Raw genomic sequence first — 17,677 nt, forward strand, 5'->3', positions numbered from 1 at the left:
CGGTCCTTACTGGCAGGAAACGGAAGAGGTCTTGGCGACGGGCTTGGCGGGAGGCGAGGGCAGGAAGAACATCACCAACGCCACCACCAGGTAAATTACATAGGCACCCAGGGTGCTGATCGTCGGCGCCTCCTGGTAGCCGAACATGCCGGCCAGTACCGAGCCCAAGGGGCTGTCCATCGGCAGCGCAGCGCTGAAATCGAACAGCACGGTCTGCCAGTGGTTCCACACGCCGGCCTCGTGCAGGGCCTGCACCGAGTTGGCGAGAATGCCGGCGGCCACCACGAGGATGAACAGGCCGGTCCAGCGGAAAAACGCGCCGAGGTTCAGGCGCATGCTGCCGGAATAAATGAGGAAACCGACGACGATGGCCAGGATCAGGCCGAGCAGGGCACCTATCGGCGCGCCCGGGCCTTCGCTCTGCTGGAACACGGCCAACAGGAAAAATACCGTCTCCAGACCTTCGCGGGCCACGGCGAAAAACACCATGGCAATCAACGCGATCACCTGATGCCTGGAACCTGCCAGCGCATGGTCGAGGGATTCGTGCAGGGTATGCTTGATCGAACGCGCCACCTTGCGCATCCAGAACACCATGGAGCTGAGGATGCCCACGGCAACCAGGCCGACGATGCCTTCGAACAATTCCTGCTGCTTTTGCGGAAATTCCGCACTGACCAGTTCCAGGCCTCCGCCCACCAGCAACGCCAGGGCCGCGGCCAGGAATACGCCGATCCACACCGCAGGCATCCACTGGCCACGGCCGGTCTGCTGCAGGTAACTGGCGATGATGCCAACGATCAAGGCGGCTTCAATGCCTTCGCGCAACATGATTAAAAACGGAACGAGCATCGGGCACCGGGGCGTAACTAGTTAGGAAGCTAAGTTGTAACATAATGATACTCATTGCTAAACAAGAAATATTGACCTTTGCTGAACCTGGGCTGAACGGTGGTGGCGAAGCGCAACCGCCTTTATGATGCTGGCCACTGAATTAGCCGTCGGATTGGCCAACAGCTCATGTCGGAAAAAGACACTATCTCCATCCACCTCGTGCGTGAAGCCCTGTTGCAGAGCTGTGCGCCTGGGGCGGCCACCGTTGAGGCGTTAAGCAAGGTCGGGATTGATCCCGCATTGCTGGAGCAGCCAAGCGCCCGGGTTGCGGCCACGGCCTATGCGCGCCTGTGGCGCTTGCTGGCGCGGCGCACGGACGATGAGTTCTTCGGTATGGACCCGCGCAAGCTCAAATCCGGCAGCCTGGCGTTCCTGTGTCGCGCCGCCATGGCGCAACCCAGCCTGGCCGCAGGCCTGGAAACGGGCTTGGGGTTTCTGTCGCTGATGCTTGAGCGCATGCCCGCGCAGCTGGTTCGCCAACAGAGCCTGGCGGAGATCGTCCTGCTCGAACCCGAGCCTGAGCCTAAGCGTGCGTTCACCTATTTCACCTACTGGATGATCGTGCACGGGGTTGCCTGTTGGCTGGCAGGGCGTCGAATCCCCATCCTCGCCATTGAGTTGCGCTGTGCGCAGCCGGACTTCTGTGACGATTACCAGGTGATGTTTTCCGACAACCTGCGCTTTGATCGACCCCGTACACGCATGATCTTTTCTGCGGACTGCCTGGACCTGCCGATCAAGCGCAGCCCGCAGGAGCTCCAACGTTTCCTGGCCCATGCGCCGGCCAATATTCTGGTCAAGTATCGCGACCCCGAGAGCCTTGCTACCCGCATCAAGCATGACCTTCGGCAAATGCCTCCCGACGCCTGGCCCGAAACCGACGGGCTTGCGGCTACGTTGTGCATTTCTGCGTCCACATTGCGCCGACGTCTGGCGGAAGAAGGGCAGACCTATCAGGGCCTCAAGGACAGCGTGCGCAAGGAGCTGGCGATTGTGTGGCTGGCGGAATCGCAGATCAGCTTTGCCGAAATCGCCACGCGGCTGGGGTTTGCCGATACGAGTTCGTTCTACAAGGCGTTTCGTAAGTGGTCAGGTTCCAATCCCGGGCATTATCGGAGTTTGATTTTGAACGAGCCAAGTCGGTTCTAACCGCTGTTATGCGGGATTAGGACATTTCTCACTTATTCCTTCATCTGGGTATGACAGAGCGGCCCTTCTATGTTTTAGGAAGCGGCTGGCATATTTGGCGCTTGATTTCGTGCACCGTAAGCAACGTGTTCCTACCTGCATTAATGGATGCTTGATATCTGCTGGGTTGATATCGAGTGTCGTGTGCTGGCAGCCGTTGCTTAACTGTGAGGTGCGCTTATGGGGAAATAAAAGATCCGATATTTCGAGTGAGTATTTATTCATTATTTACTGATTTGAGGTGAGATCATGAAAGGTCTTATTGCGTTACCGTGTGTCGCGTTAATGCTTTTGTCTACTCAGGTGTCGGCCTTGTGTCTGTATATAAGTGATAGCTATAGCGGGCTTTTGCAACCTGGTGTCGAAACGACTGTGTATGGCCCGTTCACAATAACTTCCGCGAATGGATGTGCGGGTGCGGCTATTGATGTCTCAGCTTCCACGAGCGGTGGCGGGAGGGCGCCACAGTTGATTATTCAAAAACAGGCGGGCGCTTCCTGGGGGGATGTTGCTGGAACCTTTGGAGGTACTACGTCCTACTCTGGTGTGTTTGGAACCTATCGAATCGTCATGATTAATTCTGGTTCGGAGGCGCAATCTTATTCTGGCACCGCTAGATACGGCCGCTGAGCCGTTAAGCCAAACAGTGCGCCACGAGGTTTATTGGCGCACTGTTTGCGAACATCTTAATCAAGCTTTTTCATCTACTGATAAAGCGCTATTGGAAGAGTTTACAAAATAGGCCAGTGCCCCCATGGCGTGATTAGCGGCTACCATTCCCTGCCTCCATCTCAACGTATGCTCGTTTGCCCCCGCAGGGTTTTCTTCCAAAAATTCGCTGTACTCCACCAGTCGCTCGTTAAATAAGGCAATCGCGTTGAATTTTACGTGCGTCTCCGTTGGAACGCCGTTTGCGTCGGTGTGCAGATTGCCACCTATGAACATCCTGTATGCATAGATATCAATCATGTCATGTTCGAACAGCGTGCGTCCCACCTTTCTTAAGTCGTCTGAATTAATAGACGTCATGTCATAATCTTTCAGATAAGCCTTGAGTTGGGTGATTTGACTGTTGTCATTGAGCTGTAGGGTGTCAGCCGCTACGTTCTTCTTTGTAATCGTAAATGCATTGGTTGTCTGCTCTGGATTTTTGATCACAAATGCATTGGTTGCCTTGGTATACCTCATCTGCTCAGCAGTCAACATGATAGCCATGTCGCCTTCCTCCATTGTTAAGTGACACTGGGTTGTCGACGCTTGCGCCAATTACTTTAACGTAGACGTAACGCTTGCCTACATGAGAATGCAAAGTTGTTTCTGAGGCATTTAACCTGAAAGCCAGGTATAGCGCGGTACTAGGAAAGTACCTACGAAGGACTTCTTAATTGTCTTACAGAAACAGCTTTCAATATTTTAGGAAGTCCTGGCCAAAAAAAGCCCTGTGACCGAATGATTCACGGGGCTAAAAATTGGCTGGATGCGACCAACCAAAGGAGCTCTTTACCTCACTTGCTGCTGGCAATTACCGTATCTGGCTGCAAGCCACGTATCGCGACCTTGAGAGCCTTGCTACCCGCATCACGCATGATCTTCGGCAAATGCCTCCCGACGCCTGGCCCGAAACCGACGGGCTTGCGGCTACGTTGTGCATTTCTGCGTCCACATTGCGCCGACGTCTGGCGGAAGAAGGGCAGACCTATCAGGGCCTCAAGGACAGCGTGCGCAAGGAGCTGGCGATTGTGTGGCTGGCGGAATCGCAGATCAGCTTTGCCGAAATCGCCACGCGGCTGGGGTTTGCCGATACGAGTTCGTTCTACAAGGCGTTTCGTAAGTGGTCAGGTTCCAATCCCGGGCATTATCGGAGTTTGATTTTGAACGAGCCAAGTCGGTTCTAACCGCTGTTATGCGGGATTAGGACATTTCTCACTTATTCCTTCATCTGGGTATGACAGAGCGGCCCTTCTATGTTTTAGGAAGCGGCTGGCATATTTGGCGCTTGATTTCGTGCACCGTAAGCAACGTGTTCCTACCTGCATTAATGGGTGCTTGATATCTGCTGGGTTGATATCGAGTGTCGTGTGCTGGCAGCCGTTGCTTAACTGTGAGGTGCGCTTATGGGGAAATAAAAGATCAGATATTTCGAGTGAGTATTTATTCATTATTTACTGATTTGAGGTGAGATCATGAAAGGTCTTATTGCGTTACCGTGTGTCGCGTTAATGCTTCTTTCTACTCAGGTGTCGGCCTTGTGTCTGTATATAAGTGATAGCTATAGCGGGCTTTTGCAGCCTGGTGTGGAAACGGCAGTGTATGGCCCGTTCACAATAACTTCCGCGAATGGATGTGCGGGTGCGGCTATTGATGCATCAGCTTCCACGGGAGGCGGGCGGGCGCCACAGTTGCTTATTCAAAAGCAAGTGGGAGTTTCTTGGCAATCTGTTGCGACAAGCTTTGGGAGCAGCGCTTCATACTCTGGATCGTTTGGTACCTATCGAGTCGCTATGTTCAATTCCGACCCTGATGTGAAATCCTACTCAGGCACCGCCAAATACGGCCGCTGAAGGCCTGCAATGGCAGTGCGTTAAGATCCTCCTTAGCGCACTGCCCAAAAACGACTTGGATTCAAGCTCGCTCATGAATCTTCAAATCACTTCTGGAAGAATTGACGAAGTAGGTCAATGCACCTATCGCGTGATTGGCGTCTATCATCCCCCGCCGCCACCTCAAAGTATCTTCTTTCACGTCTGCAGGATTGTTTTCAAGGAAATCATTGTAGTCCTCAAGCCGTTCATTAAACAAAGCGATGGCGTTGAATTTAACGTCAGTGTCTGTAGGACGACCATCTGCACCACTCGCCAAGTTGCCTTCGGCGAATATTGCAAATGCATGTATATCTATCATTTCATTGTCGAATAGTCGTCGCGCTACTTTTCTGAGGTCGTCCGAGTTTATGGCTGTCATGTCAAAGTCCTTTAAATATTCTTTCAGGTCGGCGATTTTTTTTGTTTCACCAAGATTGAGTGTGTTAGCTGCTACGGCCTCCTCAGTGATCGTGAATTCATTCGTTATTTGCTCAGGGTTTTTAATAACGTAAGCATTGGTTGCCTTGGTATACCTCATCTGCTCAGCAGTCAACATGATAGCCATGTCGCCTTCCTCCATTAGTAAGTGGCACTTGGTTGTCGACGTGTGGGCCAATTACTTTAACGTAGACGTAACGCTTGCCTACGTGAAAATGCACAGTTGTTTCTGAGGTATTTAAACCTGAAAGCTAGGTATAGCGCGGTACTAGGAAACTACCTACGAAGGACTTCTTAATTGTCTTACAGAAATATCTTTCAATATTTTAGGAAGTCCTGGCAAAAAAAAGCCCCGCGACCGAATGGACCGCAGGGCTAAAAATTGGCTGGATGCGACCAACCAAAGGAGCTCTTTACCTCACTTGCTGCTGGCGACCACCGTGTCCGGCTGCCAGCCACCACCCAACGCCTTGTAGATCGCAACTATCCCGCGATACAGATCCACTTCGGCCTGGGCCTGGGAATCTTCGGCAGCCAGGCGTTCGCGCTGGGCGTCGAGCAATACCAGGAAGTCCACGGTGCCTTCGCGGTAGCGGATCGCCGCGAGGTCGGCGGCGGCGCGGCTGGATTCGCTTTGGCGGATCAGCGAGACCAAACGTTGCTGGCGCTTGCCGTAATCGCTGAAGGCGTTTTCAGACTCTTCCAGCGCTAGCAACACCTGCTGCTCATAGCTCGCCAACGCACCATCGGCTTCGGCATTCGCTCCACGCAAACGCGCGCGCACGCTGCCAAGGTCAAACGCGGCCCAGGTAATGCTTGGACCTAGGGACCAGGCATTCGCCGCGGCCGAACCGATCTGCGAGCCCCGCCCGGCGGTGAAGCCGAGGAAGCCGCTGAGGCTGACCCGTGGGAACAGATCGGCCTTGGCCACGCCGATCCGTGCAGTGGCGGCGGCCAGCTTGCGTTCGGCGCTGAGAATGTCCGGGCGACGTTGCAGCAGTTGCCCTGGGTCGCCAATCGGCAACGCCTTGGCAATCGCCGGCAGGTCTTTGGGGCTCAGGTCCACGCTCAGCTTGTCGGGGCGCTGGCCGAGGAGGGTGGCGATGCGATTGCGCTCGCGCACTTGTTCGGCCTGCAGTTGCGGCACGCTGGCTTCCACCGCCGCCAGGCGCGCATCGGCACGTTCCACGTCGAGCTGATCACCGACGCCGGCATCCCGCAGGCTGACGGTGATGGCACGCGATTCCTGCTGATTCTTCAAGTTGTCCAGGGCGATGCGTTCACGCAGTTGCGCACCGCGCAACTGGCCGTAGGCATCTACCAACTCGGCAATCATGGTGACTTGCAGTTGATACAGGTCGGCCTCGGCCACCTGCTGGTCGGCGTCGCTGGCTTCCAGGTTACGGCGGATGCGTCCAAACAAATCCACCTCCCAGGCCATGTCCAGGCCCAGGTCGTAGCGCTCGCTGTTGACGCGCTTGGTGGTCTGCCCGGGAATCTGGCCCTTGCCCACATCGCTGCTGGCGCGGGAGGTAACCACCGGCATGATGTCGTTGGCCGCATCATCGCGGATCGCCCGTGCCGCTCGCAGGCGGGCGAAGGCCACGCGCAGGTCGCGGTTACCGCTCAGTGACTGGGTCACCAGTTGGTCGAGGGTCGGGTCGTCGAACTGCTGCCACCAGATGCCTTCGTACTTGGCATGGTCGTAGCTTTTGCTGTCGGCGGCGGCCATGATATTGGCCGCCTCCAACTGCTGGGTCTTGTAGTCCGGGCCTACTGCACAGGCGGCGAGCGCCAGTACCAGCAAGCTCGGCAGGAATACTTTCACACTCATTGCTGTGTCTCCAGCTTCAAGGCCTTGGCCGCTTTGCGCGCTTCCTGGCGCTCCACATAGCGCCGGATCAGTACGTAGAACACTGGTGTCAGCAACAGACCGAAGAAGGTCACACCGATCATCCCGGAGAACACCGCCACACCCATGGCATGGCGCATCTCGGCACCGGCACCGGTGGACAATACCAACGGCACCACGCCCATGATGAACGCGAACGAGGTCATCAGGATCGGCCGCAGACGCAAGCGGCAGGCTTCCAGTACCGCGGCGAGCGGGTCGAGGCCTTCCTGCTGTTTATCCTTGGCGAACTCGACGATCAGGATCGCGTTCTTGCACGCCAGGCCCACCAGTACGATCAGGCCGATCTGGGTGAAGATGTTGTTGTCGCCGCCCGAGATGATCACCCCGGTAATGGCCGACAGCAGCGTCATCGGTACGATCAGGATCACCGCCAGCGGCAGGCTCCAGCTTTCGTATTGGGCGGCCAGTACCAGGAACGCCAGCAGTACGCAGAGCGGGAACACGAACAGCGCAGTATTGCCCGAGAGGATCTGCTGGTAAGTCAGGTCGGTCCACTCGTAGGTCATGCCGTTGGGCAATTCATCCTTGAGCAGCTTTTCAATCGCGGCCTGGGCCTGGCCGGAGCTGTAGCCCGGTGCGGCGTTGCCGTTGATTTCAGCGGTGATAAAGCCGTTGTAGTGCATCACCCGGTCCGGGCCCGAGGTGTCGCTGACCTTGATAAAGGTTGCCAGGGGGATCATCTCGCCTTTGTTGTTGCGCACTTTCAGCTGGCCGATCTGGTCGGAGTCCTGGCGGAACTGTTGCTCGGCCTGCACGTTGACCTGATAGGTACGCCCGAAGCGGTTGAAGTCGTTGGCATACAACGAGCCCAGGTAGACCTGCAGGGTGTCGAAGATGTCGCTTATCGCTACGCCGTGGGTCTTGGCCTTTTCGCGATCGATGGCGGCATCGACTTGCGGCACGTTGACCGTGTAGCTGGTGAACAGGCCGAACAACTCAGGCACGCTGTGGCTCTTGGCGATGACGTTCTGCACTTCTTTATACAACTCGTCATAGCCGAGGTTGCCGCGGTCTTCGATCTGCAGGCGGAACCCGCCGATGGTGCCCAGGCCTTGTACCGGCGGCGGCGGGAAGATCGCCATGTAGGCTTCTTCGATATTGGCATATTGGCCGTTCAGCGCACCGGCAATCGCACCGGCGGACATGCTCGCGTCTTTACGCTCGTCGAAAGGCTTCAAGGTCACGAACACGATGCCGCTGTTCGGGCTGTTGGTGAACCCGTTGATCGACAGGCCCGGGAAGGCAATCGCAGCTTCCACGCCGGGTTGTTTAAGGGCGATCTCCGACATGCGCTTCATCACGTTTTCGGTGCGGTCCAGGCTCGCAGCGTCGGGCAGTTGGGCGAAGGCCACCAGGTATTGCTTGTCCTGTGCCGGTACGAAACCGGTCGGGGTGTGGGCAAAGCCAAAGAATGTCAGCACCATCAAACCCGCGTAGACGAACAAGGCAATGCCGCTGCCGCGAATCACTCGGCGCACGGTGCCCACGTAGCCATGGCTGGCCTTTTCGAAAAAGCGGTTGAAGGGCCTGAACAGCCAGGCACCGAAGAGCTTGTCGAGGAACCTGGAGAAACGATCCTTTGGCGCGTCATGACCGCGCAGCAACACCGCAGCCAGGGCAGGGGACAGGGTCAGCGAGTTGAATGCCGAGATCACGGTCGAGATCGCAATGGTCAAGGCGAACTGCTTGTAGAACTGACCGGTCAAGCCACTGATAAAGGCGGCCGGGATAAACACCGCACACAACACCAGCGCGGTGGCGATGATCGGGCCGGTAACCTCGCTCATGGCTTTTTCGGTCGCCGGGAACGGCTCCAGGCCCAGCTCGATATTACGCTCGACGTTCTCCACCACCACGATGGCGTCGTCCACCACGATACCGATGGCCAGTACCAGGCCGAACAATGACAGCGCATTGAGCGAGAACCCGAACAGGTGCATCACCGCAAAGGTACCGATCAACGATACCGGCACCGCCACCAAGGGGATAATCGAGGCGCGCCAGGTTTGCAGGAACAGGATCACCACCAGCACCACGAGGATCAGTGCTTCGAACAGGGTGTGCACCACCGCTTCGATAGAGCCGCGTACAAAGATGGTCGGGTCATAGGCGATGCGGTAATCCATCCCCGCGGGAAAGCTCTTTTTCAGCTCGGCCATCTTGCTGCGCACATCGTTGGAGATGTCGATGGCATTGGAGCCGGGACGCTGGAAAATCGGAATCGCGACGGCGGGCTGGTTATCGATCAGCGAGCGCAGCGCGTATTGGCTGGAGCCCAGTTCGACCCTGGCGATGTCCTTGAGGCGCGTGATTTCACCGTTGGCGCCGGCGCGAATCACGATGTTCTCGAACTCTTCCTCCGTGACCAGGCGGCCCTGGGTGTTGACCGACAGCTGGAAGCTGGTGTCACTCGGCGCAGGCTGCGCGCCCAGCGCGCCGGCTGCCACCTGGCGGTTCTGCTCGCGGATCGCCGTGACCACATCGGTCGCGGTCAGGTTGCGCGAAGCGGTCTTGTTCGGGTCCAGCCACACGCGCAGGGAGTAATCGCCCATGCCGAACAACTGTACATCGCCGACGCCGCCCAGGCGGGCCAGCTCATCCTTGATATTGAGGATCGCGTAGTTGGACAGGTAGAGCATGTCGTAGCGCTGATCCGGGGAGGTCAAGTGCACCACCATGGTCAGGTCGGGGGAGGCCTTGTCCACGGTGATACCGATGCGCGTCACTTCCTCTGGCAGCTTGGGCTGGGTGCGCGTCACACGGTTTTGCACCTGCACCTGCGCGTTGTCCAGGTCGGTGCCCAGGGCGAAGGTGATGGTCAGGGTCAGCTTGCCGTCGGCGGTGGATTGCGAGGACATGTACAGCATGTTCTCGACGCCAGTGATGGCTTGCTCCAGCGGCGCGGCCACGGTTTCACCGATGACCTTGGGGTTGGCGCCCGGGAAGTTGGCGCGTACCACCACGGTCGGCGGCACCACTTCCGGGTATTCGCTGATCGGCAGTTGGAACAGCGAGATTGCACCGGCGATCAGAATCAACAGCGACAGCACCGCTGCGAAGATCGGCCGCGAAATGAAGAACTTGGAAAAATTCATCTTGAGTCGTATCCCTTAATCGCGTGAAGTCGCGACACTGGCGAGCTTGGGCGCGGGTTTGTCCGGCGCCACTTGCTCCAGGTTGCTGGCTTCAAGCGCTTGTCGTTGTTGGGCCAAGGCGGCGAGGGTTTCCTTGCTGGCCATCGGGATGGTTTCCGGCGCGACCGGCGAACCCGGGCGCACGCGCTGCAGGCCCTTGACGATCACGGTGTCGTCCTTGTTCAGGCCGTTGCGCACAATGCGCAAGCCTTCGATCTTCGGCCCCAGTTCCACCGCGCGGTAAGCCGGCTTGTCGCCTTCCATCACCAGCACGAACTTCTTGCCCAGGTCGGTGCCGACGGCTTCATCGTTGATCAGCACGGCGGAGTAGGTGCCGCTGCCGACCAGCTTCAAGCGTGCATAGAGGCCGGGGGTGTATTCGCCCTTGCTGTTGTCGAACACCGCACGGCCACGGATGGTGCCGGTAGACGGGTTGACCTGGTTGTCGACGAAGTTCATCTGGCCCAGGTGCGGGTTGCCGGTTTCATTCGACAGGCCCAGGTACACCGGGGTGGTGGCGCCACGCCGGCCTTCACGGGCCAGTTCGGTGTACTTGAGGAACACACGCTCGTCGGCATCGAAGTAGGCATAGACCTTGTCGGTGGAGACCACGCTGGTCAGTGCGGTGGTATCGGCGGTGACCAGGTTGCCGGCGGTGATTTCCGCGCGGCTGACGCGACCGCTGATGGGCGAAGTGACGCGGGTAAAGCTCAGGTTCAACCTGGCCAGGTCCAGCTGTGCCTGGATCCCGGCCATGGCCGCGCGGGCTTCCTGGGCGGCGGTGGTGCGCGAGTCGGCCAGTTCGGCGGAGATCGCATTGCTCTGGCGCAGGCGTTCGCCGCGCTGCGCTTCGTTTTCACTGCGGGTGGCGGCCGCTTTGGTTTGTGCGAGCTGGGCTTCGAGACGACGCACTTCCGCCTGGAAGGGGCGAGGGTCGATCTGGAACAACAGGTCGCCTTTCTTGACCAAAGCGCCTTCTGTAAAAGCGACTTGGTCAATCTGGCCCGAGACCCGAGGACGAATCTGCACGGTTTCCGGCGCCTCGAGACGCCCGGTGAATTCGTCCCACTCGTTGACCGGTTGCTCCAGTACCTTGGCTACGCTGACCTTGGCCGGGGGCATGGCGGCCGCTTGGTCCGGGGTCTTGCCGCACGCGCTCATCACCACCACGGCCAGGATCGCCAAGGGGAAGCGCAAATGTTTGAGTGACTGTTCCATGAGGTGCATCCGCCAATGTATTTGAGATGGGCGGATCATGCGCGGCGAGGCGGTATGTCACGAATCGAATGAAGCAAAGGTAACTATCATTCGGAATGATATAAGCGCGTACTTAGCCCTCTAGCATAGGGGTTTCGTTAGGGAGCTATCAATGAGCTTGATGACAAAAGACTATTGCCGAGGGTGCAAGGAACCTTGAACGCCTCGCCCAGGAGGTCAATCAAGGACCGCACCGACGGCATCAGCCCACGCCTGGACGCAAAGACGACGGTAATCATACATTCGGCGGGCTGCCACTCAGGCAGCAACGCAATCAGGTGTCCATCCGTGATCTCATCGGCCGCGAAGGCGACCGGCAGGTTGGCGATGGCGGCACCACGCAGCCCTGCCGTTTCCAGGGCCTCCTTCTCAGGAATGCTCTATCACCATCACCGCCGTCGTATCCGCCTCAAGTGCTTCGAACACATGCGGCACATTTGCCAGGTAACTGATGTAGTCGCCAGCGTTCAGCAGCACAGGCCCGCTTGCCGGGCCTATATGGGCGCTGCCACTGCACAGCACCACGTGCTCTATGGTGCCCGAAGGGTGAGGCTGAGACAGCCGCACTTCGCCGGGCTGCACCTTCAGCCGGTAGATGTCGCGCTGTACCCCCGCAGGGCAATCGGCAAGCAGTGTCGCTGCGTAATTGGCCGTCTCGGCATAGGCGGTCATGCCCTCGTTGGCGCGGATCACCCGTAGCGTCTGCTGGGGTTGCTCGAAGAACCGGGTGACTTGCAAACCCATTGCCATCGCCAACGCCCATAAGGTCTCGATGCTGGGGTTACCGATGCCCGCTTCCAATTGAGACAAGGTCGACTTGGCTACCCCGGCGCGTTTCGCCAATTCGGTCAAGGAGAGCCCGGCGGCCAAGCGTTCGCGTTTGATTGAGAGTGCCAGCAGGTCGATGCGGCTGGGGGTATTTACCGTGACGGCGTTCGTTATGTCGGTCATTTGTTTTATAAAACATCCTTAAATGAGTTGACGATCTTAAATGCCTTGTTCAGTATAACGCCCGATAGTTCATTATAAAGTTCGACTTTCCAGCCGGGCTGTCTATGGCGGGCTTAGGTTACGGCAATGTCGAGAGCAAGGAAGCAGTGAGTGATGAAGTCGCAAACCCGTGGGACCCTCGAAATGATCTCGGCCATGGTGATCTCCGGCACAGTGGGCTGGTTCGTCGTCATGTCGGGGCAGAGTCCGGAGGCCGTGGTGTTCTGGCGTTGCGTGTTCGGTGCCATGGCGATGTTGGTTGCGTGCCTCGTGCTCGGGGTGCTGCGCCGCTCTGTGATCAGCCCGCGGCAGTTCATGCTGGTGTGCCTGGGCGGGCTGGCGCTGATCCTCAACTGGGTGCTGCTGTTCAGTGCCTACAAACACTCCTCCATCGCCATTGCCACGGTGGTCTACCACGTCCAGCCGTTCATGCTGGTGGGCCTGGGTGTAGTGTTTTTTGCCGAACGCCTCAGCGCCGCCAAGGTCGGCTGGCTGCTGCTGGCCTTCGGCGGCCTGATGCTGATCGTATCCGCCAAGGGCAGTGGGCAGGCCACGGGTGCCGACTACGTGCTGGGCGTTTGCCTGGCCCTGGCTTCAGCCTTCTTCTACGCGGTGGCGGCAGCGATCACCAAACGCCTCAAGGACCTGCCCGCGCACCTGATCGTGCTGATCCAGATGGTGGTCGGTGCGCTGGTCCTGGCCCCGTTCGTGGATGTGGGCAGGGTCGATACGGTGGAGGGCGCCTGGACGTACCTGATCATTATCGGCGTGGTTCATACCGGGCTCATGTCCACCTTGCTGTACAGCGCCATTCAGAAAATCCCCACGGCGCTGGTGGGGGCTTTGTCATTCATCTATCCGATCGTGGCCATCCTGGTCGACTGGGTTGCCTTTGCGCATCCGCTCAGCGTCCTGCAAGTGATCGGTGCGAGCGCCATCCTGCTGGCGGCTGCGGGCATGAACTTCGGTTGGTCGCTGGGTCGCGCTCCGCGTCAGGAAGTGACGTAGGGGCTCGAAGATGGGCCTTCACGGCATCAGCTCAGTGTTGGACAGCCCATATTCCCCCAACGAATACAGCAAGGTTCCATACCCCAACTGATCGTAGCCACCGCTGTTCGGTCCGTAATCCCCGCCACCACCTTCAACCTGGACCTTCTGCGCGAAGGCTTTCACGTTCGGCGCCTTGAGGCCTTTAAGTACGACGTAGTGGTTGTAGAGCAGTTCCCAGATCGGACGGATGTCGCCGCGATGTTCTGGCGAGATAACGGTTTGCTTGAAACCGCTGTTGCTAAAGGGGGTGAATGGCACGTCGTGCCCCAGGTTGTACTTGGCCACATACTCGGCGCCTTGTAGCACGCGGTTGTTCTGGTAACCGAACAGGTCGTCGCCCTGGCTCCAGGCCATTTGGCAGAAACTCCCGAGCAAGGCGATGTCGAGCAGTGTATGCGCCTGGTCACGCCCGCTTTCCTGGACCTGGCCCAGGCCATTGCCGTAGAGCTTCCAGACCACGTGCTCAATGGCACCGTCGCCAGCGCCGTGTTTGAAATAGTTGACCGCTTCATCATAGATATCGCGGCGGTCAGTCAGTACGCCAATTGCCAGCATCGAGTTCATGTTGGCCAGGTCCCAGTTCGCCCAATAGTGGTCGACCCGCGCGTTGTTGTGACGTACCAGGAAATCATGATTCATCGGGTAGAAGACCGTGAGCATCATGCGCTGGAATTGATGAAAGTCCGCAGCCGTCCACTTTGAATAACCGCGCAGTAACTCTGCGGCATTGGCGAGTTGATAACCATACAAACCGGATGCCAGGAAACGGTCCGATGTGCCTTCAATCGCCGTCAGGGTGGTGGACCATTGGTTCAACATCGCTACGGCTTTGTCGGCATACGCGGTATCGCCCGAAAGCTGCCAGCGCAGGGCCAAGGCGTACGCGGCGGCAGCGTCGTTGAATAACCTGGCGTAGTTTTCCGGATGTCGACCATCTGCCCCCCGATACACCACCGCGACCGGGCTTGGGTTCCAGGCCAGGGATGCGTGCCGGTTGGCGATCAGCTTCTGCCAGCCGGCCAGCCACGGCTGGTTATGGTTGGCCAGTTTTTCGCGGATGCGTATGAAGTCCTCCTCGGTCTGCAGCAGGCCCGGATGGACGAACGCCGAGGCTTGGGCACCGGTACTCAGCGACAGCGCGCCGAGCAGCAGGAGACGGCCCCAAGCTCGGAACAATTGAGCAAAACCCTGCATGCCTGGCGCCTCGTTATCAGAAGGTGTAGTTGATGGCGAACATGCCCAGGCCTGCGCTCTCACGCCGGACCAACGGGCTGTTACGGGCCTGGTCGGCGTACTGGGTCAGCGTCAGGCTGACCAGCGTTGACCAGTGTGCGTCCAGGCTGTGCTGCCAGTTCAAGGCGGCAGAGTAGGCGTAGATCCCGGCATCGGCGCTGTATTTTCCATAGAGCGAACGCTGGCTCTGTGCCTGGGTGACGCCGAAGAAGGTCTGGTTGTAGCGGCCATCGCCGGCGTGCGCATCGATGTCCAGGGCCAGGGTGTCGCTGTCTGTGTGAAACAGGATGCCTTCCAGGCCGAAGCGGTAGCGGTTGCCACGGTGCTCACCGGCCATGCGCAGTTCGGCTTCGCCGCTGACCGACAGCCAGTCAAGCAGTTGCTGGCTGAGGGTGAAGTCGGCGACGGTGGCGCCGTTGACATCGCCCATGCCGTTTAGCTCACGGTCACCCGGGCGGCTGGTGCTGTCCTTCTCCTTGCGACCCAGGTCGTAGTTGATCGCCGCGCTGGCGCCAAAGCCGCTGTCGGATTGAAATTGCAGGCCCAGACCACGAGTGGTATCGGCGAACAGCACGCCGTGCTGGATGCTGAACATCGGCAGCACAAGCGCGCGGTAGCGGTCGGCGCCCATGTAGCGCGGCGTGATCCCCATGCCAAGGCCCAGGGTAGCGATGGTCTTGTCGGCTGCCGGGCTAGCGTCGGCCGCCTGTGCCGGGGCCGCGAGCGTGCAGGCCACCAATGCGGCGGCGCTCCATAGCGCGGTACGGGTAGGAGGAGTGGTCAAGTTCATGGTGAAACCCTTTCAGCGGAGGAAAATAGCGGTGCGCCGGACAGCGTGGCGACCAACAGCAAAACCGCGCCAAGGCGTTCAGCCAGCTGGATAGGCTTGGACAGCGATGCAGTGGTCGGCATAGGATCGGCTCGCGAAAGCCGGGCGTAGGGCAATACTGCCCGCGGACTTTCAATAAACCGTTCGTGAATTATCAAGGTTTCATCAAGAGGCTTCTTTGTGTCAGGAAAACGTATCCTCATCGTCGAAGACGACGCCGACAGCGCCAACATTCTCGAAGCCTATCTGCGTCGGGACGGTTTTGAGGTGGCCCTGGCCGAAGACGGCCAACGCGGCCTGGACCTGCACAAAAGTTGGCGGCCCGACCTGATATTGCTCGACGTAATGCTGCCGCGCTTGAGTGGCACCGAGGTGTTGTCCGCCGTGCGGCGCAGCAGTGATACGCCGGTGATCATGGTCACGGCCATGGGCGACGAGCCGGAAAAACTCGGCGCCTTGCGCTATGGCGCCGACGACTATGTGGTCAAGCCCTACAGCCCACGCGAGGTGGTGGCGCGGGTGCATGCGGTGTTGCGGCGTACCACGGGCAGCCAACCGGTGGAACAGTCACTGCGTCATGAAAACCTGCGAGTGGACCTCGTCGCCTTTACCGCGGCCATTGAACACCGCGATGCGCCGTCGCAGTTGCTGGACCTGACGCCGACGGAGTTCAAACTGTTGGTCACCTTGCTGCAGACCCCCTCCAAGGCCTTCACCCGTAATGAGCTGCTGGAAATCTGCCTGCCGGAAAGTGAAGCCCTGGCCCGCGTCGTAGACGCCCATGTGCACAACCTGCGGCGCAAGCTCGAAACCCATGGCATCGTCGGGGTACTGGTGACGGTGCGCTCCATCGGCTATCGATTCAGGTGAGCACCATGCTTGAGAATTCACGGGTCAACGACAAACCCCTGTGGCGCTGGGTCGGCATGCGCATGAGCCTGTTGGCGATCGGCGCGGTGGTGGTGATCGCCATCTGCATGTGGATCAACTTCAGACTGTCGGACCACTACTTTTTGCAGCACCTGCCGCCAGCGGCGCGCGAGGAGTTGCTGCAGTTGCGCGTCGAGCCGCAGCTCAATGAGACACGCTTGCGCCAACTGGTTGCCGAATACTATCCGCTGGAATTCTTCCTGCCGGACATGGCCAACCGCGACTGGCTGATTCTGGCATGCCTGGTGCTGGCGGCTATTCCGATCATCATCGCCTGTGGCTTGTGGTTTTCGCGGCCTTTGTCCAGCCAGTTTTCGGCGGTTGCCCAGGGCGCGCGACGGGTTGCCGGCGGTGATTTCCTGACGCGCCTGCCGGTTCATCGCGACGCACCCGATGAGCTGCAGCGACTGATCGGTGACTTCAACAGCATGACCACGCAACTGGAGCGCTATGAGCGCGATGTACGCGAGTCCAGCGCGGTCATCGCCCACGAACTGCGCACGCCATTGAACGCCGCCATGGGCCGGGTGCAGGGCATGCTCGATGAGGTGTTCCCCAGCGATGCCGCGCAGTTGGGCATGGTCAAGCGTCAGCTCGATCAACTGCGAAAACTGGTGGATGACCTGCACCTGTTGTCGATGGCCCGGGCCGGCCGGTTGGTGCTGGAGCGCAGCGATTTTTCCCTGGCGGCCCTGGTCGCCGAGCGACTGGCCTGGTTCCAGCCGCAACTGGATGAGGCAGGCGTGCGCACGCAGGTCAGTATTGCCGATGGATTTCGTCTGCATGCCGATCGCGATCGTCTGGGCCAGGTGATCAATATCCTGGTGGATAACCTGCTGCGTTACGCGGCTGGCGGGGGCGAATTGAGCGTCATGGCGCATCGAGTCGAAGACCGGATGGTGTTAGAGATCGGTGATCGCGGCCCAGGTATCGAGGCTCAGCACCTGGACAGCGTATTTGACCGCTTCTGGCGGGCGGAGCGCTCCAGGGCGCGTTATTCGGGCGGCAGCGGGCTGGGCTTGTCCATCGCCCGCGCAATCTGCCAGGCCCATGGCGGAGCCATTACCGCCAGCAACCGCGCCGAAGGGGGCACGCTGATCCGGGCGGAGTTTGCGCTGTAGCCCGCAAATCCACCCACCGCACCGGTGCCAATAAGCGTTCATATCATATAAGGAATTTTTTACCTGCCTGTGTAGCTTGGCACTGCGATAAACATGGCTCAGTTGGCAGCCTCTCT

General features: G+C 58.8%; 14 protein-coding genes and 1 pseudogene. 5 read left to right on the forward strand and 10 right to left on the reverse strand.

Annotated features, from left to right (window positions below; all coding sequences use genetic code 11):
* Positions 1-6 precede the first annotated feature (6 nt).
* Complete coding sequence (efeU, locus tag QYQ93_RS13915; protein WP_338477233.1) at positions 7-852, reverse strand: iron uptake transporter permease EfeU; 846 nt, start codon at positions 850-852, stop codon at positions 7-9.
* Between the two features lie 168 nt (positions 853-1,020).
* On the opposite strand from efeU, the gene QYQ93_RS13920 reads away from it, so the two are divergent.
* A complete protein-coding gene (locus QYQ93_RS13920; RefSeq protein WP_124421721.1) occupies positions 1,021-2,043 on the forward strand; it encodes an AraC family transcriptional regulator in 1,023 nt (340 codons plus the stop codon).
* A 729-nt stretch (positions 2,044-2,772) separates the two neighbouring features.
* Here the strand turns inward: QYQ93_RS13920 and QYQ93_RS13925 are convergent.
* Positions 2,773-3,297: a hypothetical protein gene (locus QYQ93_RS13925; RefSeq protein ID WP_124421722.1), complete on the reverse strand. Its 525-nt coding sequence runs from the start codon at positions 3,295-3,297 to the stop codon at positions 2,773-2,775.
* 272 nt (positions 3,298-3,569) lie between these two features.
* Here QYQ93_RS13925 and QYQ93_RS13930 point away from each other — a divergent pair.
* Positions 3,570-3,977: pseudogene (locus QYQ93_RS13930) on the forward strand (helix-turn-helix domain-containing protein); the annotation flags it as partial.
* A gap of 727 nt (positions 3,978-4,704) precedes the next feature.
* Here QYQ93_RS13930 and QYQ93_RS13935 read toward each other — a convergent pair.
* The 6 genes from QYQ93_RS13935 to QYQ93_RS13960 form a co-directional block, all read right to left on the reverse strand.
* On the reverse strand, positions 4,705-5,229 hold the full coding sequence (locus tag QYQ93_RS13935; RefSeq protein WP_043049445.1) for a hypothetical protein: 525 nt from the start codon (positions 5,227-5,229) through the stop codon (positions 4,705-4,707).
* A 291-nt stretch (positions 5,230-5,520) separates the two neighbouring features.
* On the reverse strand, positions 5,521-6,936 hold the full coding sequence (locus QYQ93_RS13940) for a TolC family protein (protein ID WP_338474798.1): 1,416 nt from the start codon (positions 6,934-6,936) through the stop codon (positions 5,521-5,523).
* Positions 6,933-10,112 (reverse strand): efflux RND transporter permease subunit, encoded by a 3,180-nt coding sequence (locus tag QYQ93_RS13945; protein ID WP_338474799.1) that lies wholly within the window; start codon positions 10,110-10,112, stop codon positions 6,933-6,935. The genes QYQ93_RS13940 and QYQ93_RS13945 overlap by 4 nt, the downstream gene beginning before the upstream one ends.
* Positions 10,113-10,127: 15 nt before the next feature.
* Positions 10,128-11,369, reverse strand: coding sequence for a multidrug efflux RND transporter periplasmic adaptor subunit MexE (gene mexE, locus QYQ93_RS13950; RefSeq protein ID WP_338474800.1), 1,242 nt, complete (start codon positions 11,367-11,369; stop codon positions 10,128-10,130).
* Positions 11,370-11,506: 137 nt separating this feature from the next.
* Positions 11,507-11,785: a LysR substrate-binding domain-containing protein gene (locus QYQ93_RS13955; RefSeq protein WP_338477258.1), complete on the reverse strand. Its 279-nt coding sequence runs from the start codon at positions 11,783-11,785 to the stop codon at positions 11,507-11,509.
* The gene (locus tag QYQ93_RS13960) at positions 11,778-12,359 is read right to left on the reverse strand and encodes an XRE family transcriptional regulator (RefSeq protein ID WP_338474801.1); all 582 of its coding nucleotides are present in this window, start codon (positions 12,357-12,359) and stop codon (positions 11,778-11,780) included. Before QYQ93_RS13960 ends, QYQ93_RS13955 begins: the two co-directional genes overlap by 8 nt.
* 153 nt (positions 12,360-12,512) lie before the next feature.
* Between QYQ93_RS13960 and QYQ93_RS13965 the strand changes: the two genes are divergently transcribed.
* Positions 12,513-13,406, forward strand: a complete 894-nt coding sequence (locus tag QYQ93_RS13965) for a DMT family transporter (protein WP_338474802.1) — start codon at positions 12,513-12,515, stop codon at positions 13,404-13,406.
* 18 nt (positions 13,407-13,424) lie between these two features.
* Here the strand turns inward: QYQ93_RS13965 and QYQ93_RS13970 are convergent, their stop codons facing one another.
* On the reverse strand, positions 13,425-14,642 hold the full coding sequence (locus tag QYQ93_RS13970) for an alginate lyase family protein (protein ID WP_338474803.1): 1,218 nt from the start codon (positions 14,640-14,642) through the stop codon (positions 13,425-13,427).
* Positions 14,643-14,658: 16 nt separating this feature from the next.
* Positions 14,659-15,471, reverse strand: coding sequence for a MipA/OmpV family protein (locus tag QYQ93_RS13975; protein WP_338474804.1), 813 nt, complete (start codon positions 15,469-15,471; stop codon positions 14,659-14,661).
* Positions 15,472-15,690: 219 nt separating this feature from the next.
* Here QYQ93_RS13975 and QYQ93_RS13980 point away from each other — a divergent pair, with 219 nt between their 5' ends.
* Entirely contained in the window at positions 15,691-16,380 is a 690-nt protein-coding gene (locus tag QYQ93_RS13980; RefSeq protein WP_338474805.1) for a response regulator, read from the forward strand.
* Positions 16,381-16,385: 5 nt separating this feature from the next.
* Positions 16,386-17,561 (forward strand): sensor histidine kinase, encoded by a 1,176-nt coding sequence (locus QYQ93_RS13985; protein ID WP_043049437.1) that lies wholly within the window; start codon positions 16,386-16,388, stop codon positions 17,559-17,561.
* Positions 17,562-17,677 lie beyond the last annotated feature (116 nt).

This window comes from Pseudomonas khavaziana (genome assembly GCF_036704165.1).
Classification (GTDB): Bacteria; Pseudomonadota; Gammaproteobacteria; order Pseudomonadales; family Pseudomonadaceae; genus Aquipseudomonas; species Aquipseudomonas khavaziana.